16 protein-coding genes are annotated in these 21,853 nt (G+C 61.7%); 13 read left to right on the top strand and 3 right to left on the bottom strand.

Features of this window, described 5'->3' with window-relative positions; translation table 11 throughout:
- Positions 1–87: 87 nt before the first annotated feature.
- On the top strand, positions 88–483 hold the full coding sequence (locus IGW03_RS08220; protein WP_194722065.1) for a hypothetical protein: 396 nt from the start codon (positions 88–90) through the stop codon (positions 481–483).
- Positions 484–616: 133 nt separating this feature from the next.
- On the opposite strand, the gene IGW03_RS08215 is transcribed toward IGW03_RS08220, so the two are convergent.
- Positions 617–1,132: a hypothetical protein gene (locus tag IGW03_RS08215; RefSeq protein ID WP_194722064.1), complete on the bottom strand. Its 516-nt coding sequence runs from the start codon at positions 1,130–1,132 to the stop codon at positions 617–619.
- A gap of 377 nt (positions 1,133–1,509) precedes the next feature.
- On the opposite strand from IGW03_RS08215, the gene IGW03_RS08210 reads away from it, so the two are divergent.
- Together IGW03_RS08210 and IGW03_RS08205 are read left to right on the top strand one after the other, a co-directional pair.
- The gene (locus tag IGW03_RS08210; protein ID WP_194722063.1) at positions 1,510–2,745 is read left to right on the top strand and encodes a branched-chain amino acid ABC transporter substrate-binding protein; all 1,236 of its coding nucleotides are present in this window, start codon (positions 1,510–1,512) and stop codon (positions 2,743–2,745) included.
- A gap of 12 nt (positions 2,746–2,757) precedes the next feature.
- A complete protein-coding gene (locus IGW03_RS08205) occupies positions 2,758–3,906 on the top strand; it encodes an acyl-CoA dehydrogenase family protein (protein ID WP_194722062.1) in 1,149 nt (382 codons plus the stop codon).
- A 434-nt stretch (positions 3,907–4,340) separates the two neighbouring features.
- Here the strand turns inward: IGW03_RS08205 and IGW03_RS08200 are convergent, their stop codons facing one another.
- On the bottom strand, positions 4,341–7,064 hold the full coding sequence (locus IGW03_RS08200; protein ID WP_194722061.1) for a winged helix-turn-helix domain-containing protein: 2,724 nt from the start codon (positions 7,062–7,064) through the stop codon (positions 4,341–4,343).
- Between the two features lie 256 nt (positions 7,065–7,320).
- Here IGW03_RS08200 and IGW03_RS08195 point away from each other — a divergent pair, with 256 nt between their 5' ends.
- The 7 genes from IGW03_RS08195 to dsdA all read left to right on the top strand — a co-directional run bounded on the left by IGW03_RS08195 (position 7,321) and on the right by dsdA (position 15,967).
- Entirely contained in the window at positions 7,321–8,103 is a 783-nt protein-coding gene (locus IGW03_RS08195; protein WP_194722060.1) for an SDR family NAD(P)-dependent oxidoreductase, read from the top strand.
- Positions 8,104–8,140: 37 nt separating this feature from the next.
- On the top strand, positions 8,141–9,283 hold the full coding sequence (locus tag IGW03_RS08190; RefSeq protein ID WP_194722059.1) for a CaiB/BaiF CoA transferase family protein: 1,143 nt from the start codon (positions 8,141–8,143) through the stop codon (positions 9,281–9,283).
- 30 nt (positions 9,284–9,313) lie between these two features.
- Positions 9,314–10,495 carry an acetyl-CoA C-acetyltransferase gene (locus IGW03_RS08185; protein ID WP_194722058.1) on the top strand — a complete coding sequence of 394 codons (1,182 nt, stop codon included), beginning with the start codon at positions 9,314–9,316 and terminating at the stop codon, positions 10,493–10,495.
- A gap of 146 nt (positions 10,496–10,641) precedes the next feature.
- Positions 10,642–12,279: a 3-(methylthio)propionyl-CoA ligase gene (locus IGW03_RS08180; RefSeq protein ID WP_194722057.1), complete on the top strand. Its 1,638-nt coding sequence runs from the start codon at positions 10,642–10,644 to the stop codon at positions 12,277–12,279.
- Between the two features lie 175 nt (positions 12,280–12,454).
- Entirely contained in the window at positions 12,455–14,056 is a 1,602-nt protein-coding gene (locus IGW03_RS08175; protein WP_228535233.1) for a class I adenylate-forming enzyme family protein, read from the top strand.
- Positions 14,057–14,131: 75 nt separating this feature from the next.
- Positions 14,132–14,623, top strand: a complete 492-nt coding sequence (locus IGW03_RS08170; RefSeq protein ID WP_194722056.1) for a 2,4'-dihydroxyacetophenone dioxygenase family protein — start codon at positions 14,132–14,134, stop codon at positions 14,621–14,623.
- A gap of 42 nt (positions 14,624–14,665) precedes the next feature.
- Positions 14,666–15,967: a D-serine ammonia-lyase gene (gene dsdA / locus IGW03_RS08165; protein ID WP_194722055.1), complete on the top strand. Its 1,302-nt coding sequence runs from the start codon at positions 14,666–14,668 to the stop codon at positions 15,965–15,967.
- A 23-nt stretch (positions 15,968–15,990) separates the two neighbouring features.
- Here the strand turns inward: dsdA and IGW03_RS08160 are convergent, their stop codons facing one another.
- Complete coding sequence (locus IGW03_RS08160; RefSeq protein ID WP_194722054.1) at positions 15,991–17,115, bottom strand: NAD(P)/FAD-dependent oxidoreductase; 1,125 nt, start codon at positions 17,113–17,115, stop codon at positions 15,991–15,993.
- A gap of 816 nt (positions 17,116–17,931) precedes the next feature.
- Here IGW03_RS08160 and IGW03_RS08155 point away from each other — a divergent pair.
- The 3 genes from IGW03_RS08155 (at position 17,932) to IGW03_RS08145 (ending at position 21,851) form a co-directional block, all read left to right on the top strand.
- Positions 17,932–19,647: a DUF4832 domain-containing protein gene (locus IGW03_RS08155; RefSeq protein ID WP_194722053.1), complete on the top strand. Its 1,716-nt coding sequence runs from the start codon at positions 17,932–17,934 to the stop codon at positions 19,645–19,647.
- A gap of 571 nt (positions 19,648–20,218) precedes the next feature.
- Complete coding sequence (locus tag IGW03_RS08150) at positions 20,219–20,437, top strand: hypothetical protein (RefSeq protein ID WP_194722052.1); 219 nt, start codon at positions 20,219–20,221, stop codon at positions 20,435–20,437.
- 250 nt (positions 20,438–20,687) lie between these two features.
- Entirely contained in the window at positions 20,688–21,851 is a 1,164-nt protein-coding gene (locus IGW03_RS08145) for a GGDEF domain-containing protein (RefSeq protein ID WP_194722051.1), read from the top strand.
- The last annotated feature ends 2 nt before the right edge of the window (positions 21,852–21,853 follow it).

The raw sequence follows: 21,853 nt of genomic DNA, 5'->3' as shown, positions 1-21,853 counted from the left end.
ACCGGCATACCAGTAGACCATCGGACCATGGCGACTGCGGAATCAGCCATGGTCCGGTTTTGATTGTTCCGCATGTGAAAGGGTGATATGAAAAGGCAAATACTTGCAGTGCTGGCGGCAGCATCGATGCTCGCCGCATCCGGCGCCATTGGGCAGGGCAAGCATGCGCACGGCGAAGCGCACCAGCCCCAATACGGCGGCGTGGTCGGCGAGGTGAAGGAAACGCAGTACGAGCTGGTGGCCAGGGCCGACAGCATTGCCATCTATGTGGACGACCATGGCAGGAAAGTCGATACCAAAGGCGGCAGCGCAAAGCTGACGCTGCTCAATGGCAGCGAAAAGACGGAAGTTGCCCTGGCGCCGGCCGGTGAAAACAAGCTGGAAGCAAAGGGTACTTTCAAGGTCGACAAAGGCACAAAGGCCGTTGCCGCGGTTTCCCTGCAGGGCAAGCCCGCTCAAAGCGTTCGCTTCACATTGAAGTAGCCGCTCTCAAAGCATGAGTCAGGTGCCTGGTCACAGGTGCCTGCGGCTTTGCCTTTGCAGTGCGGGTGCAGCCGACAGTCTGGTGAGACAGCCTGCGACTCGGTCGGGCATTGGAAAAGTGGAATTGAAGAGTTCAGGGCTCGTCGGACTGTGCAAGCCAGGCGACCGCCGCGGATTCCGAATGAAAGCCTACGACGTCACGGCCTTCCTGGTCGTAGAGAAGCATCGCGGCATCTGCAGAAATCTGCGAAAAGCGGCTCGGGCTATAGATCAGTGCAAATTTCTTCATTCCCGAGGCGCGCATCCGCGGGAACCAGTTCCGGGCCAGCCAATCCGCCACACCTGTCCATATGCCAAGCACCTGCCTGTTGTCATTCAGGATGTGTACGGCTTTGAATTCCTTCATCGCGGTCAGCATCAATTCGCAGCCTTCCTTGATGCAGGCATCCGATTGATAGCCTTTCCAGTTGGCGTATAGCCAGTTGCGTTTTCTGTCGACGCTGATCTCGACGAATTCATGCTGATAAATCTGTTGTAGTTCCACGGTTGCCCCGGAATGAGCGCTCGGCAGCGATGGGGCCGGAAAGAGAATGAGCGCGAATGGGGCGCGAGGGCAGAGCTGGGTGTGGAAGCGGGTGAGGGATGCCACGAGTCCGGGAAGCATACTTCAAATTCGGGCGTACTGTCACCTTATTTCAATCCGGATGAGTTCCCGTCAGTGCTTCGATTGCCGGTTCGCCGTTGCCGTCCGGTCAGCCACCTCCTGGGGCAAAGTAATCAGGCAAGACATTGAAGCAACCGGCACCGCACCTCGTGATGCGCTGCAATATGCAGCGATTGCAAAGGCCGCAAGCATGTTTCGCTTATGCAATCCGCCTTCAAAATCGTCCCTTCCGACGAGGTCCGCGCAAGGAGCGGGATTAATAATGGCGCATACGAAAACCGCGTGCCTCTTTCCATTTGTTCTGTTTTTCTTGTACCGGGAGCGCTCAGCGGGATCGCAGATAACCACATGGAGGAGACATCATGCTCAAAGCGATTGTCCGCACTCTCGCGGCATCGGCGGTCCTGGCTTCGGCCGGCGGCGCTGCCGCACAAGTGAAGATTGCCTACATCGATCCCTTGTCCGGCGCCTTTGCAAGCATAGGCGACTTCGGCCACAAGAGTTTCGTCGCCGCAGCCGACGACGTGAATGCAAGGGGCGGCGTGCTCGGAGGCCAGAAGCTCGAAATCGTGCCGATGGATAACAAGGCCAGCCCCGAAGAGTCGCTGACGCTGTTCAAGAAAGTGACCGACAGCGGCATCCGCTTCATCGTGCAGGGGCAGGGTTCCGGCGCCGCCGGCGCGCTGATCGACGCGGTCAACAAATGGAACGAGCGCAATCCCGACAAGTCGGTGCTGTTCCTGAACTATGCGTCGAACGATCCCGAGCTGACCAATTCCAAATGCAGCTTCTGGTATTACAGCTTCGACGCCCATAACCTGATGAAGGTCGAGGCGCTGACGAACTACATGGCCAAGGACCAGAGCATCAAGAAGGTCTTCATCCTCGGGCAGGATTACGCGCATGGACAGCAGATGGCCAAGGCCGTCACCAGCATGCTGCCCAAGAAGCGCCCCGACGTGCAGATCGTCGGCAACGACCTGCATCCCTTCGGCAAGGTCAAGGATTTCTCGCCGTACGTGGCCAAGATCAAGGCGTCGGGGGCCGATACCGTCATCACCGGCAACTGGGGCAACGATCTGGCGCTGCTGCTGCGCGCTTCCAAGGAAGCCGGGCTCAACACCCGCTTCTACACCTATTTCGCTGCGGTGCGCGGCACACCGACGGCGCTCGGCGACATGCCGGACAACACCGTCTACCAGATCACCGAGTGGCACCGTAACCTGTCGCCGAACAAGCTCGACAAGTTCGCCGACGACTATGCGAAACGTTTTCCGGGACTCGAGTTTTCCTACGTGCGCATCAACACTACCATCCAGATGCTGGCGGAGGCGATCAACAAGAGCAAGTCCACCGATCCGAGGCAGGTATCGCAGGCGCTCGAAGGCATGGAATTCGAAGCCGGCAACGGCAAGGTCCTGATGCGCAAGAGCGATCATCAGCTGATTCAGCCGCTGGTGCTGTCGGTCTACAGCAAGAAGGACGGCAAGGACGTCAGGTACGATACCGAAAACACCGGCTTCGGATTCAAGACGGTGGCGATGATTCCCGCCGCCGAGACCGAGGTGCCGACGACCTGTGCAATGAAGCGGCCTTGATGGAGGCATGGCATGGCGATTCAATTCCGGCGGTCGTGGATGAACGAAGAACTGGAGATGGTCCGCGATACGGTAGTCCGCTTCATTGAGAAGGAAATGCTTCCGCATGACGAAGCCGCCCGCAAGCGCGGCCACGTCGGCCAGGACATCTGGCGCAAGGCGGGCGAACTCGGCCTGCTCTGCTCCGACATTCCCGAGGAGTACGGCGGTGGCGGCGGCGACTTTCGGCATGAAGCTGTCTTCTACGAGGAAATGTCGCGCCGCAGCCTGACCGGCATGAATGCATCCGTCCACAGCATCGTCGCCCACTACCTGCTCAATCACGGCACGGAAGAGCAGAAGCGGCGCTATTTGTCCCGCATGGCGCGCGGGGAAATGGTGGGCGCGATTGCAATGACGGAACCGGGCGCGGGCTCGGACCTGCAAGGCATCCGCACCCGGGCCGAGCGGCGCGGCGACGTCTATGTGATCAACGGCGCGAAGACTTTCATCTCCAACGGCTATCTCGCCGGGCTGGTGCTGGTAGTGGCCAAGACCGACCCGGCGCAGCGCGCCAAGGGCACGTCGATTCTCATCGTGGAAACTGCCGACAGGCCCGGCTATCGGGTCGGGAAGCTGCTCGACAAGATCGGCCTGAAGGCGCAGGACACGGCCGAGCTCTTCTTTGACGATGTGCAGGTGGATGCGGACTGCCTGCTCGGCGGCGAGGAGGGCAGGGGATTCTTCCAGCTCATGAGCGACCTGCCGTACGAGCGCACGGTGATCGGTGTAAGCGCAGCGGCTGCGATGGAAGGCGCGTATGAAGCGACGCTGCAATATACGCGCGAGCGCCAAGCCTTCGGGCAGCCGGTCGCGGATTTTCAGAACACCAAATTCAAGCTGGCGGAAATCGCCACGCAGGTATGCGCGGCACGTGCTTTCGTCGACCGCTGTGTCGAAGACCTGGTGGCCGGCCGGCTCGATACGGTTGGTGCTTCCATGATCAAGTATTGGGCCAGCGACTTGCAGGGCAAGGTGATTGATGAGTGCCTGCAGCTGTTCGGCGGGTACGGCTACATGAATGAATACCTGATCGGGCGCATGTATGTGGATGCGAGGATTCAGCGGATTTACGGGGGGACGAACGAGATCATGAAGGAGGTGATTTCGCGGGGACTTTGACGGAAGGTGGGTAGGAAATTTCTTCGAACGCAGCAGGTGCAACAAAAATCACTCCCCTCTCCCGCAGGCGGGGCGAAGGCAGGGTTTCGCAAACCAGCGGTTTGCGCTGCCGTAGCCCGTTCGGCTTGCAAGCCGAACCGTGGGGCGCGGAGCGGGGGCAGGGGGTGAGGGCGATAGCAAGCAAGAGCTTCTGCGGTCTTGGCAACCCCCCCTCATCCCCAACCCTTCTCCCGCCTGCGGGAGAAGGGAGCAAGACAGCGCCAATATGAATACGGAGATCAGAACCCCTCTCCCGCAGGCGGGAGAGGGGCAGGGGTGAGGGCGATAGCAAGGGCGTCTGCGGTCTTAACATCCTCTTCATCTCCAACCCCCGCTCCGCCTGCGGGAGAAGGGAGCAAAGCACGTTGCAATTCCAATGTCTTGGCAACCACACCCTACCGTATCACCCCCAGCCTGCGCGCCAGCGCAACCGCCTGCGTGCGATTCTGCGCATGAAGCTTGCCATTGATATTGCGCAGATGGGTCCGCACGGTGCTGTCCGAAATGAACAATTTCTCCGCAAGCGCACTGTTCGAGTAGCCTTCCGACAGCAGCGACAATATGCGGATCTCCTTCGTCGTCAGCGGCTCGACGAGAGCCTGAACAGGCTCTTCGGAAACTTCCTCAGGCTCCGGAACAAGCGATGGACCAAAAGCGTGCAGGAGCTTCTGCAAATAAACGCTGAAAAGCGGATCGGAGCGTACGCCTTCGGAGCGCATGCCGTCCTCCACTTGAAGCACCAGCCTGCCCGCGTGCATGCCTTCATCCGCGATCAGGCGGATGTAGCCTTCGGAACTGGCCGCATTCAACACCTCGGTCATGCCTGCCACTGCCGCATGCGGCTCGCCGTTGAGCTTGTGCGCCATCGCCCTCAGTATCTTCAGCTTGAGTGCCCTGCGCTTGCGCTTGGACGCGAGCGCGTCGGCGATCGCCGCATCCAGCGCCGGCAGCGCTGCCCCCGCATGGCCGGCGAGTATCTGCAGCCTGAGCGCGCCGATCTGCGGATTGTCCACATCGTGGGCCGGCAGGCGCAAATGCACTATCGGATACCACACTTCACGTGCATCGGCCCGTTCGAATTCCTCGTGCGCACCCTGCAGATTGCCCTGCAGGGCCAGCATGCGGGCGCGTTCCAGCTTGGCGCTGCCGACGACGCGCGGCAGCCGGCGCTGGTGGCCGATGTATTCGAGTTCCGTCAGCCACTGGAAGGCCTGGTCGACGTCGCCGTGGTGAAAGGCGAGGCGGGACAGCAGGGTATAGCCGATGATCATGTGGTCGGCCAGGCCGACATCCTTGGCCAGCGGCACATAGACCTGCAGCAGATGCTCGGCCTGGTCCAGCGCATCGATTTCGTAGAGGCCTGCGGCATACAGCACGCCGGCCCAGGCGTTGCCGCCGGCGTGGCGGTAGGACGCGGCATGGGTCGAGCTGACCGCAATGCGGAAACGGGCCATCGCCTGCTGCAGCTGGCCTTCCTCCAGGTCGATGATGCCTTCCACCGACTCGGAATACATCTTGTTGAAGGCGCTCGGGCCATCGCCCTGGCTGCGGCGCGCGGCGTCCAGCAGCCTGCGCGACTCCTGGTATTCGCCCATCACCGCGAAGACATAGGCCATTTCATTGGCCAGCACGCTGTCGGCGAAGGCATGGCCGAGCGGCAGCCGCGCGAGCGCCTCGCGGCCGAGCGCATAGGCTTCCTCCTTGCGATCCATCATCGCCAGGATCATCGGCCGCAGCGCCAGCACATGAGCGAGCACTTGCGGGTCGCTGGTCGAGGAGCAGCCGGACGCTTCAAGCAATGCCATCGCTTCCACCGGACCGCGGGTCAGCAATACCGCCCAGGCATGAACGACCTGCAGCAGTTCGGAGCCGCGCGTGAACTCTTCCGGAATGGCGGCGAACCAGCGGGCCAGCAGCCGCAGCCGGCCGCCTTCGAGCAGGCTTTCCGCATGCCTGCGCAGCAGTTCGACCGCGCGCGGATAATTGCGGCCTTCGAGCGCATGATCGATGGCAGGAACCGGACGGCCGCAATGTTCATACCATTGCGAGGCGGCTGCATGCAGATCGACCGCCGCATTCGGCAGCTCGCGTTCCAGCTGCGTGCGCAGGAAGCTGGCGAACAGGCTGTGGTAGCGGTAGGACCGTTCCTCTCCGTCGATCGGCGTCAGGAACAGATTGGACTCCTCAAGCCTGCGCAGAAGTGCCGCGCTGTCGGTCCCCGGCAGCAGCGCATTGCAGAGCGGCTCGTTCAGATGGCGCAGGATGCTGGTGCGCAGCAGGAAATTGCGGATGTCCGGCGGCTGGCTGGAGAGCACATCCTCTGCAAGATAATCGGCAACCGCGCGTTCCGATCCCGAGAAACGGGCGATGAATTCCGATCGGCCGTCGCGCTGCTCGAGCGCCACCGAGGCCAGCCACAGCGCCGCCACCCAACCTTCGGTCTTGCGGTACAGCTGTGAGAGCGCGTCTTCCGGCAAGGCGATGTTGCGCCGTCGCAGCAAAAATTCCGTCGTTTCCTGAAACGAGAAACGCAGCTGCGCGGCATCGATCTCGAGCAGCTGGCCTCGAGCCCGCAGGCGGCCAAGACCGAGATCGGGAAGACCGCGCGAGCCGATGATCAGCTGACCCCGGCGCGGCAGGTTGTCGAGCAGTTCGCGCACCAGGCGCAGGACGGTCGGTTCCTGCACCGTCTCGAAGTCGTCGAGAAACAGCGCGAACGGCGTGCTGTGACCGGCCAGGCGGTCGATGATGCCGAGCGCCATGTCTGCCAGCGACATGCCGGCGCGCGCAAGCTGAGGCTCCAGCGGCGCGCCGTGCTCGGCGGTCAGCTGATTGACGGCGCCGGCGAGGCAGGCAAGGAAGCGTGAAGCGTCATTGTCGGCGGCATCGAGCGTCATCCATGCGGTTTCGATCTGCTTCTCTTCTAGCAGCGAACGGCACTGCACCATCGCGGTGGTCTTGCCGAAGCCGGCCGGTGCGCGCACCAGAACCAGCTTGACCGACTGCGCATTGCGCACGTGTTCGCAGATGACATCGCGCGGCACCTGCGCGGGCGTGGTTGTCGGCGGGTTCAGCTTGCTTGAAAGGAAGGGACGGGAGAGGCCAGCGGACCGGATCATGGATGAAGACCTTGTGTAGCGGCTAGGAAGCGAAAACCCGAAACAAATTCTAGCCGATTTGCATCGCCGGCGATGTGCCGGTACTTGACGACGTTCAATTGAAGCAAGTCAAGCATGGACCGCTCCAGACTCAAGGTCGCGCCGCGCTATCCTGATTCGTCGGTTCCGACGATGCTGGACCTGTCACGCGCCGATAGACTGCTTTCAACACTGCAAGAAAGCCGGCGCGGCGCAACCCGGGAGGAAAGGACGCATCATGAAGCTCGACAATACGATTTCCGCAGTCATCACCGGCGGCGCCTCCGGCCTGGGCGAGGCGACGGCGCGCAGGCTGGCGTCCCGCGGCGTGAAGGTGGCGCTGTTCGATCTGAATGCGGAAAAGGGCGAAGCACTCGCGGCCGAACTCGGCGGCGTTTTCTGCCGCGTTGACGTCACGTCGGAAAGCGATGTCGACGCCGGCTTTGCCCGCGCGCGGCAGGCCATCGGGCAGGAACGCGTGCTGGTCAACTGCGCCGGCACCGGCAATGCGATCAAGACCGCCAGCCGCGACAAGACCACGGGAGAGATCAGGCATTATCCGACCCTTGCCTTCGACAAGATCATCCAGATCAACCTGGTCGGCAATTTCCGCTGCCTGGCCAAGTCCGCCGCCGGCATGCTGACGCTGGAAGCGCTGCCCAACGGCGAACGCGGCGCCATTGTCAATACTGCCTCGGTCGCGGCCGAGGACGGACAGATCGGCCAGGCCGCCTATTCCGCTTCCAAGGCCGGACTGGTGGGCATGACGCTGCCGATTGCACGCGACCTGATGAACGAGGGCATCCGCGTCAACACCATCATGCCGGGCATCTTCAATACCAGCCTGCTGCAGTCGCTGCCGGATCATGTGAAGGATGCACTGGCGGCGTCCGTACCATTTCCCAAGCGCCTCGGCGAGCCGGATGAATATGCGGCGCTGGCGGAATTCATGATCGGCAATGAATACTTCAACGGCGAAAGCGTGCGCCTCGACGGCGCCATCCGCATGGCGCCGCGCTGAATGTGGCCTTGACGAAACGGCATCACGGGAGAAAGACATGGCAGGTCCGCTGGCAGGATTGAAGATTGTGGAAATGGCGGGACTGGGGCCGGCGCCATTTTGCGCGATGATGTTTGCTGACATGGGCGCGGAAGTCATCCGCATCGACAGGCCGCGGCGCGGTGCGGAAGGGCGTCCGGAAGAATATCGTTTCGATATCACGGCGCGCGGCAGGCGGTCGCTGGCCATCGACCTGAAGCGGTCCGAAGCGGCGGAAACGCTGCTGCAGCTGATCGGGCAGGCCGATGCGCTGATCGAAGGTTTCCGGCCGGGCGTCATGGAAAGACTGGGCCTGGGGCCGGAGCCCTGCCTGGCGCGCAATCCCCGCTTGGTCTACGGCCGCATGACCGGCTGGGGCCAGCATGGGCCGCTGGCGCAGTCAGCGGGGCACGACATCAATTACATCGCCATCTCCGGCGCGCTGCATGCGATCGGTCGGCCGGGCGAGGCGCCGGTGGTGCCGCTGAACTACATCGGCGACTTCGGCGGCGGCGCGATGATGCTGGCCTTCGGCGTGCTGTGCGCGCTGCAGGCGGCGGGCCGCACCGGCAAAGGCCAGGTGGTCGATGCCGCGATGACCGACGGCGCCGCGCTGCTGTCGGCAATGATGTACGGTCTCAAGGCGGCCGGCAGCTGGAGCAACCAGCGCGGCGAAAACCTGCTGGACGGCGGCGCGCATTTCTACGGCACCTATGCCTGCGCCGACGGCAAGTATGTCGCCATCGGTTCCATCGAGCCGCAGTTCTATGCGCAGCTGCTCGAATTGTGCGGGATCGGAGATCCCACTTTCCGCGAGCAGCGCGACCCTCATGGCTGGCCCATCCTGAAGAACCGCCTGGCCGATGTGTTCAAGACCAGGACGCAGTCCGAATGGTGCGCGCTGATGGAAGGCACCGACGTCTGCTTCGCGCCCGTGCTGGACTGGGACGAGGCGCCGCGTCATCCGCACAACGCGGCCCGCGGCACCTTCATCGACATCGATGGCATCACCCAGCCCGCACCGGCGCCGCGCTTCAGCGCCAGCACGCCGGAGATACCGGCTCCGCCTGCGCCGCCCGGCGCCCACAGCGAGGACATCCTGCGCGACTGGGGCTTGGCGCAGCCGCGCATCGACGAGCTCAGGGAACTTGGGGTGATCTGAATTTTCCCGATATTTCGACAAGGAATGAACATGGCCGAAGCCTACATCGTTGCAGCAGTCAGGACCGCCGGCGGCAAGCGCGGCGGGCGTCTATCAGGCTGGCATCCCGTCGACCTCGCCGCCAAGGTGCTCGATGAACTCGTCGACCGCAGCGGCATCGACCCGGCATTGGTGGAAGATGTGATCATGGGCTGCGTCAGCCAGGTCGGCGAGCAGTCCACCAATGTCGCCCGCAATGCCGTACTGGCATCGAAACTGCCGGAGTCGGTGCCCGGCACCTCGATCGACCGCCAGTGCGGCTCGTCGCAGCAGGCGCTGCACTTCGCGGCGCAGGCAGTCATGTCGGGCACCATGGACGTGGTGATCGCGGCCGGCGTGGAAAGCATGAGCCGCGTGCCGATGTTTACCCCGAGTGCGTTGCCGAAGAAGAACGGCATGGGTTACTACATGAGCCCGAACATCAGGCAGCGCTATTCCGGGGTGCCGGATTTCAGCCAGTTCATGGGCGCGGAAATGATCGCGAAGAAGTACGGGCTGTCCCGGGATGCGCTTGATGAATACGCGTACCGCAGCCACCAGCAGGCCATTGCGGCCACCCGCGAAGGCCTGTTCAGGGACGAGATCCTGCCGGTCGAGGTGCGTGCTGCCGACGGCAGCGCCGGCGCGGAAGTGCATGCGGAAGACGAAGGCATACGCTTCGATGCGACACTGGCGGGCATACAGGGCGTGAAGCTGCTGCAGGAAGGCGGCGTGATCACGGCGGCCAATGCCAGCCAGATTTGCGATGGCGCGACCGGTGTCATGGTCGTCAGCGAAAAGGCGCTCAAGAGCATGAATGCGAAGCCGCTCGCGCGCATCCATCACCTGAGCGTGATCGGCCACGATCCGGTCATCATGCTGGAAGCGCCGATACCGGCAACCATGCAGGCTTTGAAAAAAGCCGGCATGCAGATCGACGACATCGACCTGTTCGAAGTCAACGAAGCCTTCGCACCGGTACCGCTGGCGTGGCTGCAGGTGACGGGTGCCGACCCGGCCCGCCTCAATGTGAACGGCGGCGCGATTGCGCTGGGGCATCCACTCGGCGCATCCGGCACCAAGCTGATGACGACGCTGGTGCATGCATTAAGGAAACGCAACAAGCGCTATGGCCTGCAAACCATGTGCGAGGGCGGCGGCATGGCCAACGTCACGATCATCGAACGGCTGTGACGCGAAGCAATCCCTGCGTTGCCGGCTTCCCATGACTGTGCTGCAGCTGCTACGCTTTGGTTGCCGGAAAACGGTAACCGCGGAATGCCTCGATGAAGCAAGAACGACGCTGTTGTACTGCGGACAAGACAAAAGGAGACAAGCCAATGCTAGGACTGATGCAGGATGCGCCGCTGCTGATCTCGTCGCTGATCGAACATGCCGCGCAATACCACCCTGAAGCCGAAATCGTTGCCCGTACCGTGGAAGGACCGCTGCACCGCACCAATTACCGTGAGGTGGCGCAGCGTGCCAAGCAGATAGCCAATGCCTTGCAAACGCTCAAGGTGTCGCAGTCCGACCGTGTCGGCACGCTGGCCTGGAATACCCATCGTCACCTGGAGCTTTACTATGGCGTATCGGGCTCCGGAGCCATCCTGCATACCGTCAACCCGCGCCTGTTTCCCGAGCAGATCGAGTACATCATCAATCATGCGGAAGACAAGGTGCTGTTCTTCGACATCAGCTTCGCACCGCTGGTGGAAAAGCTCGCGCCGAAGCTCAAGACGGTGACCGCCTTCATCGCCATGACCGACCGCAGCCATATGCCGCAGATCGACGTGCCGAACCTGCTCTGCTACGAAGACCTGATCGCGCAGCACAGCGAGGACTATGAATGGCCGGCGTTCGACGAACGCACCGCCTCTTCGCTCTGCTATACCTCGGGCACGACCGGCAATCCGAAGGGCGTGCTGTACTCGCACCGTTCCACGGTGCTGCATTCCCTGATGGAATGCTCGCCCGACACCTTCGGCGTGAATTCCTCGATGTGCCTGCTCTTGGCGGTGCCGATGTTCCATGCGAATGCGTGGGGCATGCCTTATGCGACGGCGATGGTCGGCGCCAAGGTCGTGATGCCGGGACCGCACATGGACGGCAAGAGCCTGTACGAATTGATGCGCGATGAAAAGGTCACCTTCTCGCAGGCGGTGCCGACGGTGTGGCTGATGCTGTTCCAGTACCTTGACGAGCATCCGGAAATCGACATGAAGCAAGTCGGACTCAAGACCATCGGCGTCGGCGGCGCTGCGACGCCGCGCACCATGATAGAACGCTTCGAAAGGGATTTCGGCGCCGATTACGTGCAAGGCTGGGGCATGACCGAAACCAGCCCGATCGGCGTGATCGGGCGCCTGCTGCCCCGGCACAGCGGGCTGTCCGCGCAGGAACGCATCGGCGTCAAGATGAAGGCCGGCCGCGCGGTCTGGGGCGTCGGATTGAAGATCGTCGGCGACGACGGCCGGGAACTGCCGCACGACGGCAAGGCATACGGGCATCTTCATGTGCGCGGCCCCTGGATCGCCAGCGGCTACTTCAAGGGCGAGGGCGGGCAGGTGCTCGATGCCGACGGCTGGTTCCCGACCGGCGACGTGGCCACCATCGATGCCGACGGCTATGTGCAGCTGGTCGACCGAGCCAAGGACGTGATCAAGTCGGGCGGCGAATGGATCTCGTCGATCGACCTGGAAAACGCTGCCATCGGCCATCCGGCGGTGATGGAAGCGGCAATCATCGGCGTCTCCCATCCGAAATGGCAGGAGCGGCCGCTGCTGCTGGCGGTCAGGCGGCCCGGACAGGAGGTCACGCGGGAAGATCTGCTCGGCTATCTCGGGGAAAAGGTCGCGAAGTGGTGGGTGCCCGACGACGTGGTGTTCGTCGATCAGCTTCCGCATACGGCAACCGGCAAGCTGCTCAAGACCAAGCTGCGCGAGCAGTACCGCGATTACCGGCTCCCCAATGCTTGAACGCCAAAGCACCGGAAGCATTCCGCTCCGCTCGTCATGGGACGGCTGCATCCTGGCCGGTCCGTTCATCTCATGACGTTCAGGTTCGACCGGCACAATGTCAATCTCGACGGCGTGGTATACGATATGAAAAAAACCGGCTTCGGCCGAATTCATGACGCCAGCGAGGATGACGATGACCCAGGACCACGGCAAGGCATTCGCAATGCGACTCGAATCCCATTTCGGCGACCGTGTGGTTCGCTGTTTCAGCAACCGGCCCGGAAGCATCCATACAATGCTGGAAGAGGCGGTTGCCCGCCGGGGCATGCATGAGGCGCTGGTCTGCGGAACCTCGCGCCTGACTTGGAATGAACTTCATGATGCCGCAATGCGGTTCGGCGCCGGCCTCAGGGAAAGAGGCATCGGGCAGGGCGAGCGTGTCGTGCTGCTGCTCGGCAACCGGAATGAATTCGTCATCGCGGCGCTGGCGGTAATGGCGATCGGCGCAGTAATCGTGCCGGTCAGCACGCGCGAAAAGACGCCGGGACTGACGTATCTGTTCAACAACTGCGCCGCAGCGGCGGTGATTCATGACGGCGCACTGGGCGAGCTGCTGCCTCCTTCCACGCACGCGCCGACGGTGAGGCTGCGCATTGCCGCCGATCCGTTCCCGGGATCGGAAGACTTCTCCAGCCTGCTGAGAGTCGATCCCCTGCGAGAACCCGCGGTAGTGGAGGAGGAAGACGTGGCCGCGATTCTCTACACTTCCGGCACCACGGGCAAGCCCAAGGGAGCGATGCTCACCCACTTCAACATCGTCCACTCGGTGATGCATTACGAAGCGGTGCTGGGCTTCAATGAAGAAGACCGCCTCGCGGTCGTGGTGCCGCTCAGCCACGTTACCGGCCTGGTGGCGCTGATGCTGGCCGCCGTGCGCTGCGCCGGCGCGCTGATCGTGGTGCCCGATTTCAGGGCGCCGGAGTTTTTGATGGTCGCCGAACGCGAGCGCATGACCGCCACCATCATGGTGCCGGCGATGTACAACCTTTGCCTGATGCAGGAGACCATCGGAGACCGCGATCTGTCGGCATGGAGGATCGGCGGCTACGGCGGCGCGCCGATGCCGCTTGCGACGATACAGGCCATGGCGGACCGGTTTCCCCGTCTTACCCTGATCAATGCCTACGGCGCCACCGAGACCGCGTCTCCCGCCACGATGACGCTGCCCGGCGACGCAGGAAAGCGCGGCGAAAGCGTCGGCGTCGCCGTACCCTGCGGCGACATCATGATCGTCGACGAAGCCGAACGCGAACTGCCTCGCGGCGAGGCCGGCGAAGTCTGGCTGCGCGGGCCGATGGTGGTCAAGGGCTACTGGGATAACCCGGCCGCGACCGCTGCCAACTTCACCGGCGGCTACTGGCACAGCGGCGACATCGGCAGCCTTGATGAGGAAGGCTACCTGTCGGTATTCGACCGCCGCAAGGACATGCTCAACCGCGGCGGCTACAAGATCTACAGCGTCGAAGTCGAGAACGTGCTGGCCGCCCATCCCGCGGTGGTCGAAGCGGCGGTCGTCGGCAAGCCCTGTCCTGTTCTTGGAGAGCGCGTCCATGTCTTCGTGTCCGTCGCCTCGCCCGTGAGCGAAACGGAACTGTCTTCCTTCTGCGCGCAGCGTCTTGCGGATTACAAGGTTCCGGAAGGCTTCATCATCCAGTCGGAGCCGCTGCCGCGCAATCCCAACGGCAAGCTCTTGAAGCGCGAGTTGCGCGACAGACTGCTGCAGGCAAGCGAATGAGCCTGTGGTCAGCACGATATCCCGGCGAAAAGGTTCCGGAAACAAGGCAGTGAGCAAAAAGAGAAAGGAAAAATAATGTCTTCAAGCGTGACGCCTTCAAGCGGCATCCAGCCCGAGATCGTTGCCCATGCCATACCCGAGGACGAGCGGGAATGGGTGCCGCAGGCCGAGAACGTCTGGTTCCGCCCCTTGCTGCTGAACACGGTCACCGGCGGCTGGTGCAATCTGCTGCGGGTACGGAAATCGGGCGTACTGTCGCGCCACCGGCATCCGATGATCGTGGTGGGCTATGTGCTCAAGGGGCGCTGGTTCTACCGCGAGCATGACTGGGTCGCCAATGCCGGCGACTTCGTCTACGAGCCGCCGGGCGAAATCCATACGCTGGAAGTTCCTGCCGACTGCGAGGAGATGATCACCTTCTTCAACATCAGCGGCGCGATGATTTACCTGGACGAAAACGGCAACCAGACAGGCTATGAAGACGTGTTTACCAAGATCGACATGTGCCGCAGGCATTATGCCGGCAACGGCCTGGGAGAGGGCTTCATCGATCAGTTCATCCGGTAGATAATCACGGTTTGAACCTATCGCACAGCGCCCCTGAATCTTATGGCTTCTTTTGACCAATACGCCGACCTTGCGGCCGGCCGCGCCTTGCTTTGGCTCAACCCTTCGCTGGCACGGCAAGGCAGTGCCAGCGAGCTCACCCGCAACGACATGCTCGCGGCGCAGGAGCGGCTGCATCGCTTCGCTCCGCTGCTCATGCGCCTGTTCCCGGAGCTCCAGGCCAGCGGCGGAACGATCGAATCGCCGCTGGTCCAAGCGCCCGCCCTGCAGCAAGCGCTCGGTGTCGGAGCGGAGCATGGCCGGCTCTGGATCAAGGCCGATCATTCGCTGCCGATCGCGGGCTCGATCAAGGCGCGGGGCGGCTTTCATGAAGTACTCGAATTTGCCGAGAAGCTGGCGGTCGAGCACGGCCTTCTCGCGGGGGGCACCAGCCATGCGCAACTGGCGGAAGCCCCCGCCCGGCAATTGTTCAACCGCTACGAGGTAGCGGTCGGATCGACCGGCAATCTCGGACTCAGCATCGGCGTGATGGCGTCGGCGCTCGGTTTCCGCGCCACCGTGCACATGTCGTCCGATGCCAAGGAGTGGAAGAAGGAACGCCTGCGCAATCGCGGCGTGAAGGTGGTCGAGCATGCCGGCGACTATGAGCAGGCGGTAGCCGCCGGCCGCGCCGAGGCGGAGCAGGATCCTTGCAGCCATTTCGTCGATGATGAGCGCTCGCTGTCGCTGCTGCTCGGCTACAGTGCCGCAGCGCCGCGGCTGCAGCAGCAGCTCGTCGCTGCGGGCATCGCGGTCGATGCGGAGCATCCGCTGTTTGTCTATCTGCCTTGCGGCGTCGGCGGCGCGCCGGGCGGCATAGCCTTCGGTCTGAAGCAGCTGTTCGGGCCGCATGTGCATTGCTTCTTCGCGGAGCCGACGCAATCGCCATGCTTCATGCTGCGCATGATGGACGGTCCCGGCATGGATAGATCGGTCTACGACATCGGACTCAGCAACCGCACCGAGGCCGATGGGCTGGCGGTGCCGCGTGCATCGGAACTGGCGGCGTCGCTGATGCAGCCCTTGCTTTCCGGTGTCTATACCGTGGAGGATGCGCAGCTTTTCCGCCATCTGTATCTGGCGCAGCGGGAAGAGGATATCCGCATCGAGCCGTCTGCCGCTGCCGGGCTGTCGGGTCCCGCCATGCTATGCGACAGCGAACAGGGGCAGGCGTACCTGGCGCACCACGGCTTGAGCAAAATGATGCCGCAGGCAACGCATATCGCATGGACTACCGGCGGCCTGTTCGTGCCGCCGGAAGAATACCGCCGCTTTCATGAATGGGGCGCCTCGCTGATGGAATGAAAGCCGGTCAGTGAATCGCTAGATCAGCGCAGCCGGGACGGCGACAGCGCCTCGGCGCGCACGCCCTCGCGAGCGAGATGTTCGGGCAATGGCTGCTGCAGCAGCTGCGATGCGGCAAGCTGCGCGACCGCAGGGGCGCTCTGTATGCCGTAGCCGCCTTGCGCCGCCACCCAGAAGAAATTTTCCTGATGATTGTCGGCGCCGATCACCAGATCGCCGTCGGCGACGAAGGAACGCAGCCCGGCCCAGGTATGCCGAGGCCGGCGTATCTGCAGCGTCGTGACCTGCTCGATCTGGTGGATGCCCATGGCCACGTCCAGTTCTTCCGGCTGCACATCGTGCGGCTCGACCGGATCGGCGTTGGCGGGCGAGCCGAGCAACTGGCCGGCATCGGGCTTGAAGTAATACGATTCATCGATGCCGATCACCGTCGGCCAGCCGGCGAAGGCAATGCCGGGCGGTGCATCGAAGGTGAAGGCGGTTCGCCGCTTCGGCTGCAGGCCGACGGGTTTCACGCCGCAATGGCGAGCCACCACGTCGGCCCATGCACCTGCCGCGTTCACCAGCCAGCGCGCGTTCATGACGCGGTCGTCTTCGAGGCGCACGGTCCACAGGGCGCCGTCGAAGGAAGCGCCTGCCAGTCGGGCATCGTTGAATATCTTGCCGCCGGCGGCACGCAGGCGCCTGAGATAGCCCTGGTGCAGCGCGTGCACATCGATATCCATTGCATCCGGCTCATGCACCGCGCCGGCCACCACATCCCTGCGCAGCACCTGGCAGCGTTCGATGGCTTCGCTGGCGCTCAGGCGGGAGGCATCGGGCGAACCTTGCAGCGCTGCCGCCAGGGCCTCTTCCAGCAAGTCTTCCTGGCCCAGCATTGCCACATGCATCACGCCGCGCGGGGAGAGGATGGCATGCTCGGTGAATCCCTCCGGAGGCGTCTCGAGGAAAGCCCGGCTGGCTCGGGTCAGCGCCCGTGTCGTCGGCGTGCCGTAGGTTTCGGAGAACAGGGCGGCGGAACGCCCGGTGGAGTGGAAACCCGGCTGCGATTCCTGTTCCAGTACGGCGACCGAGGCATGCGGGGCCAGCTCGCTGGCGAGAGAAGCGCCTGCGATGCCGGCGCCGACGATGAGGATGTCAAACTGCATTTGGATCTCCAGAAATTTACATTCGGACCGCGGTTGCGTTGCCTTGGATGGACTGTTGAGCTCGACGTTTCCAAAGCCCTTTATGCCGTTCAGTTGCTCCCGTACGCATTCCCTTCGATTTTATGCCTCCCGGTCCTGGCTCGGCATGACACCATGCACAGCATGATGGAAATGATAAGCTCCCGCGTGAATTCCTGCTGGCCGCAACCGCCTTGCTCCTGTCCCGTTCCATGGATAAACCTCCAGCCGTACTGCATCTGCACTATCGACTGGATTTACCGTTCGTTTATCGTGTTATCCAAGCGCTGCGCAAACTTGACTGTCAGCTGCGAAGCATGAAATGGACATCGCCTGACCTCGGGTTCCGGCATTAACAAGCCGTTCCGACTCAAGCCTGCAAACAAAAATAACGAAAGGCTTTCAGAGCGGATGTCCTCCCGCATGCTTCAGCGGCAAGTCAACGCGCATGGGTTCAGGAAAGGAATACGTATCGTATCGCCACACCGGACTAGATCGCCTTGAGTTGCTCACCGTCGGGAACGGCGGTTGATTTACAAGACGTTCATGTATCCGTTTGGCTCGGTTCATCGGCAGGCCAGGCAGTGATCGACCTATCGATCCGCGCCGGGTTGCGAGACCGATCTTCCGAATGCAAGGTGATCTCTGAAAAATCCGTCAGGTCTTCCCGATGGCCTTTGTTCTCATGGCAGAGGCCCGGGCATACCATGTCCGGCGTCGAATCCGTATTGATCCTTTCAAGCCCGATCGCCCATCACGTCTATGCATGAATCGTTATCTCTATGTGGAAGGATGAACATGAACACCACTCAAAAACCGCGCGAACTCATTGCCGCGCTGGCTGCTGCTTTCGTTGCATGCGGCGCAAGCGAGGCTTACGCTGCCGATGCGTTATCCGTGGACCGCTCTGGTACGCTGATCAGCCAGCGCTTATCTTCAGGAGACAGGTTGAATGACGCAGACGCGACGCACCGGACATCTGCGACTGCCTCTCCGGCTGGAACGGCCACTTCGAGCAGCTGGATTTCGTCAGTCAATGGTGCGGCGGCCGTTCCTTCATCCTCTTCCACGCAGACCAGTTTGCGATTCGGAGCCCGGGAAGGTGCGGATGGCCTGGCCGCTACCGGCGAATTGACTGCAGCCGTGAATGGAGGTTCGCCGGCGGCGGCCACTGCAGCCACTGCAGCCACGGCGGCGTCGACTGCGTCGCTCGACGACATCTCGGGTACCAGAATCAGATACCGCGCAAGCGATGCAACGATCAGGAACCCGGAACGCGGGCTCTATTACATGGTCGACTGCAACAGTCCGATCGCGGCGTCCGAACTGCAGCAGCGCCAGACTCAGGATGGGCATACCTTGACAATGTGTTCATTCAGCCTGCGCAATTTCATCAATGCTCCGATCAGCCAAAGTACGCTGGATCTCTTCCAGCGCAACATGGATACGATAAGGAGCGCCGGCATGAAAGCGCTTGTCCGGTTTTCATACAGCAGCGGGACGGGAGGCGAAGACGCGACGCTGGAAAGGATGAGCTCGCATCTGGATCAGCTGCAGCCATATCTTGAAAAGAACAAGGATGTCATCACCGTGCTGCAGGCGGGGCTCATCGGCGGATGGGGCGAGTGGGCCTATAGCCAGAATTTCGGCAGCGGCTCCATGGCTTCGCTTACGGAAAAGAATCGGGCCGACCGCAAGGCGCTCGTGGAAAAGCTGCTCAAGACCGTTCCTGCCGAGCGTGCGATACAGTTGCGTACGCCGGCGACGAAACAAGGTTTTTACGGAGCGGCGCCGCTGAGCACTACGGAAGCATTCAATGGCACGGCGAGGGCGCGTATCGGCCATCACAACGACTGCTTTCTGGCATCGGGCAACGACTGGAGCACCTATGCCAATATCAATTCGGAATATCCATACCTCGCGTCCGACACCGCTTACGTACCGATGGGCGGCGAAACCTGCAATGTGAATCCGCCGCGCAGCAATTGTCCGGTTGCGCTGCAGGAGCTTGAAAAATTTCACTGGTCCTATCTTAACAACGGCTACCACGAAGGAGTCATCAGCAGCTTCAAGAGCCAGGGTTGCTTCGAGCAGATCCAGCAGCGGCTCGGCTATCGCCTGGTGCTGCAGGAAGGCGCCTATTCGCCGTCCGCGAAACCGGGCGGCCAGATGGCGATCGGCTTTAGCATTCGCAATGATGGCTGGGCTGCGCCTTTCAATCGCCGCGACGTCGAACTTGTCTTGCGCAATACTGCTTCCGGAGCAACGCACAGGACGAAGCTTAAAGCGGACCCTCGCCTGTGGCTGCCGAAGCAGACGATCACGGTTAGCGAAACGGTTGCGTTGCCGGCCAACATGGAGAGAGGAAATTATCAGCTGTTTCTCCACCTGTCCGATCCGATGACGGCGCTGCGCGACCGTGCCGACTATTCGATACAGCTCGCCAATGAAAACATGTGGGAAGACAAGACCGGGTTCAATGCACTTGGCCACGTCATGAGTGTTGCGCCGTGACTTGTTGCACGGCAGGAGATCGCATCTTTTCCTCTTGGCCGTGCCGGAGCCCTCTTCAAAACCCGCCGGTTCGGGCGACGGCTTCGCACGGAAGCCGTCGCCTTCGTTGGAAAAGTGACTGCGAAAGGTGCGGAACCACTGCATGAGTTCCGTTTCCGCTTGTCATCTGGCTAAATAAGGGATGTCCTGCCATTGCTGCTGTTGGCGAAAATGAAACGGAATATTGGGCCAAGGTCAAATCCATTTTTTCTATGCATTGAAGGTTGCATTTGAAGGTGTAACAGTTAAGATAAATTGCCACCTGCCTGAAAGCATACCGAAAAGACATTTGCAGCAATGCAGCAGTCGATCCGCTTCGGTTTTCTCTGCGGGAACGCAGGCAATGACTCACAATTCAACGCCGGCTTTGCGTCCGTGGTTCATTGCACTGTTGGCAGTATTCGCGCGCAGTCGGATTGATGCCGGACTATCCTTGCCTGATGGGACGAATGTTCTTCTCCGGGGTAGTCGCCACAATTGAACTGCCGTGCTGGTTGAGTTATCAGCATCATCATCAATCCCGGGTGCGGCCATGCAAATTACTGATGCAATGATTGAGGCGGGAATCAGAAAGGCGACCGACTCCGGTCTGCTTGCAGCTCATCCCTCGCATGCAGAAGGCGCTTTCAATCGAGCCGTCATGCGTGGCATTATTGAAGCGGCCATCCACGAGTCCGATGTCCACTCCCTGGACGCTGCAGCAGGATCTCTGCGCTCCAGAGACCGATGGTCCTTCTTTTCCAGCAAGTGACGGCTCTCTGCGGAACCGACTGCCGGTTACAGTTGGGTGCTCAATACCGGAAAACGTCATTTACGAACCACGCACATAGTGGTCACGTGCAGCCAGGCACATTGTTCTGCCATGGAACACGGTCCATGATTCCGGCCGCGTCACAATAACGTCACAGTTTGTCTCCAGTCTGTCTGCGTTTGCAACGCCGCCGGACAGGGGACACTGTCATAATTGCGGCAGTACCCTTCCGTTCCATAGGCATTACGAGATGTTGACACCCCTGAATTTGTTGTTGATTACGGCGTTGGCCTCCGTCGTGATGCTGTTTGTTCTATGGTCGCTTGTCCGCAGCAGGATTGGCGGCGTTCGTGAATGGGTGGCTGCGAATGTCCTCGCGATTGTCTCCCTGGTGTTGTACGCATTGCGCGGCGTCGCTCCCGACGTATTGTCGGTGGTACTGGCGAACACCCTGTTGGCCGCTGCGGTTTCGGCGGTCCTGGCAGGCTTTCGGAGATTCGCGAACCAACAAGTGCCCGTAAAGTGGCTGGCAGCCGGACTGGCGATGGTAGCTGCCGGAATCGCAACGTTTTATTACCTGACCGACTGGATGGCGGCGCGTATTGTCCTCGTGTCGATATTCCACAGCATCGCCTGCTTTGCCATTGCAAGGACGGTTGCCTCTTCCGCTTTCTCATCCGGTAACCGGTATCCCGTCCTCTTCACCAAAACGACAGCATTGCTTTTCGGCCTCGGGCATGCCTTCCGCGGGCTTGTCTACGCGGCCGGCGTTGACACGCTGGTGTCGGCCCAGCAGGCAACCTTGTGGAATGTCCTGTTTCTTTCGATAGGCGTGATCGTACTTCCGGTGCTGACCCTGGGAGCGACGATGATGGTTCACGATCGCATGATGTCGGAGGCCGAAAGTGCAGCCAACAGCGACTTCCTGACCGGCGCCTGGTCGCGGCGTGCGTTCTTTGCATTCGCCGAGAAGGAAATGGCCCGTCTGCACCGCACCGGAGACGCGCTGTCATTGCTGGTGCTCGACGTCGATCACTTCAAGAGCATCAACGACAAGTACGGACACGCTGCCGGAGACCGCGTCCTGATGGACCTGACGCTGCGTGCCGAGTCCGTGATACGGAACATCGACTATCTCGGCCGCCTGGGCGGAGAAGAGTTTGCCGTTCTTCTGACCGATACCAGTCTGGACGAGGCCAATGCGGTGGCGGAGCGGCTAAGGGCCGTATTGGACGCTACCGTTTCGGATCCGGACAAGATTGCCGACACCCTGACCTATGCGGTCAGTATCGGTGTTGCACAGTTGCATCCGGGCGAGTCGTTCAGTCACCTGCTGCAGCGCGCCGACGCTGCGCTGTATAAGGCAAAGCAGGCAGGCCGCAACAGGGTGATCTCAGCAGAGGCGCATCATTGACT

The organism is Noviherbaspirillum malthae (assembly GCF_015352985.1).
GTDB classification, from domain to species: Bacteria; Pseudomonadota; Gammaproteobacteria; order Burkholderiales; family Burkholderiaceae_D; genus Noviherbaspirillum; species Noviherbaspirillum malthae.
Note: the sequence above shows the minus strand (reverse complement) of the source record. Positions and strands in the feature narration are given on the sequence as shown.

Bases quoted from the DNA above. Each gene is read 5' to 3' on its own strand.
- IGW03_RS08220 (WP_194722065.1), top strand. From the start codon at position 88: ATGAAAAGGCAAATACTTGCAGTGCTGGCGGCAGCATCGATGCTCGCC.
- IGW03_RS08210 (WP_194722063.1), top strand. From the start codon at position 1,510: ATGCTCAAAGCGATTGTCCGCACTCTCGCGGCATCGGCGGTCCTGGCT.
- IGW03_RS08205 (WP_194722062.1), top strand. From the start codon at position 2,758: ATGGCGATTCAATTCCGGCGGTCGTGGATGAACGAAGAACTGGAGATG.
- IGW03_RS08200 (WP_194722061.1), bottom strand. From the start codon at position 7,064: ATGATCCGGTCCGCTGGCCTCTCCCGTCCCTTCCTTTCAAGCAAGCTG.
- IGW03_RS08195 (WP_194722060.1), top strand. From the start codon at position 7,321: ATGAAGCTCGACAATACGATTTCCGCAGTCATCACCGGCGGCGCCTCC.
- IGW03_RS08190 (WP_194722059.1), top strand. From the start codon at position 8,141: ATGGCAGGTCCGCTGGCAGGATTGAAGATTGTGGAAATGGCGGGACTG.
- IGW03_RS08185 (WP_194722058.1), top strand. From the start codon at position 9,314: ATGGCCGAAGCCTACATCGTTGCAGCAGTCAGGACCGCCGGCGGCAAG.
- IGW03_RS08180 (WP_194722057.1), top strand. From the start codon at position 10,642: ATGCTAGGACTGATGCAGGATGCGCCGCTGCTGATCTCGTCGCTGATC.
- IGW03_RS08175 (WP_228535233.1), top strand. From the start codon at position 12,455: ATGACCCAGGACCACGGCAAGGCATTCGCAATGCGACTCGAATCCCAT.
- IGW03_RS08170 (WP_194722056.1), top strand. From the start codon at position 14,132: ATGTCTTCAAGCGTGACGCCTTCAAGCGGCATCCAGCCCGAGATCGTT.
- dsdA (WP_194722055.1), top strand. From the start codon at position 14,666: ATGGCTTCTTTTGACCAATACGCCGACCTTGCGGCCGGCCGCGCCTTG.
- IGW03_RS08160 (WP_194722054.1), bottom strand. From the start codon at position 17,115: ATGCAGTTTGACATCCTCATCGTCGGCGCCGGCATCGCAGGCGCTTCT.
- IGW03_RS08155 (WP_194722053.1), top strand. From the start codon at position 17,932: ATGAACACCACTCAAAAACCGCGCGAACTCATTGCCGCGCTGGCTGCT.
- IGW03_RS08150 (WP_194722052.1), top strand. From the start codon at position 20,219: ATGCAAATTACTGATGCAATGATTGAGGCGGGAATCAGAAAGGCGACC.
- IGW03_RS08145 (WP_194722051.1), top strand. From the start codon at position 20,688: ATGTTGACACCCCTGAATTTGTTGTTGATTACGGCGTTGGCCTCCGTC.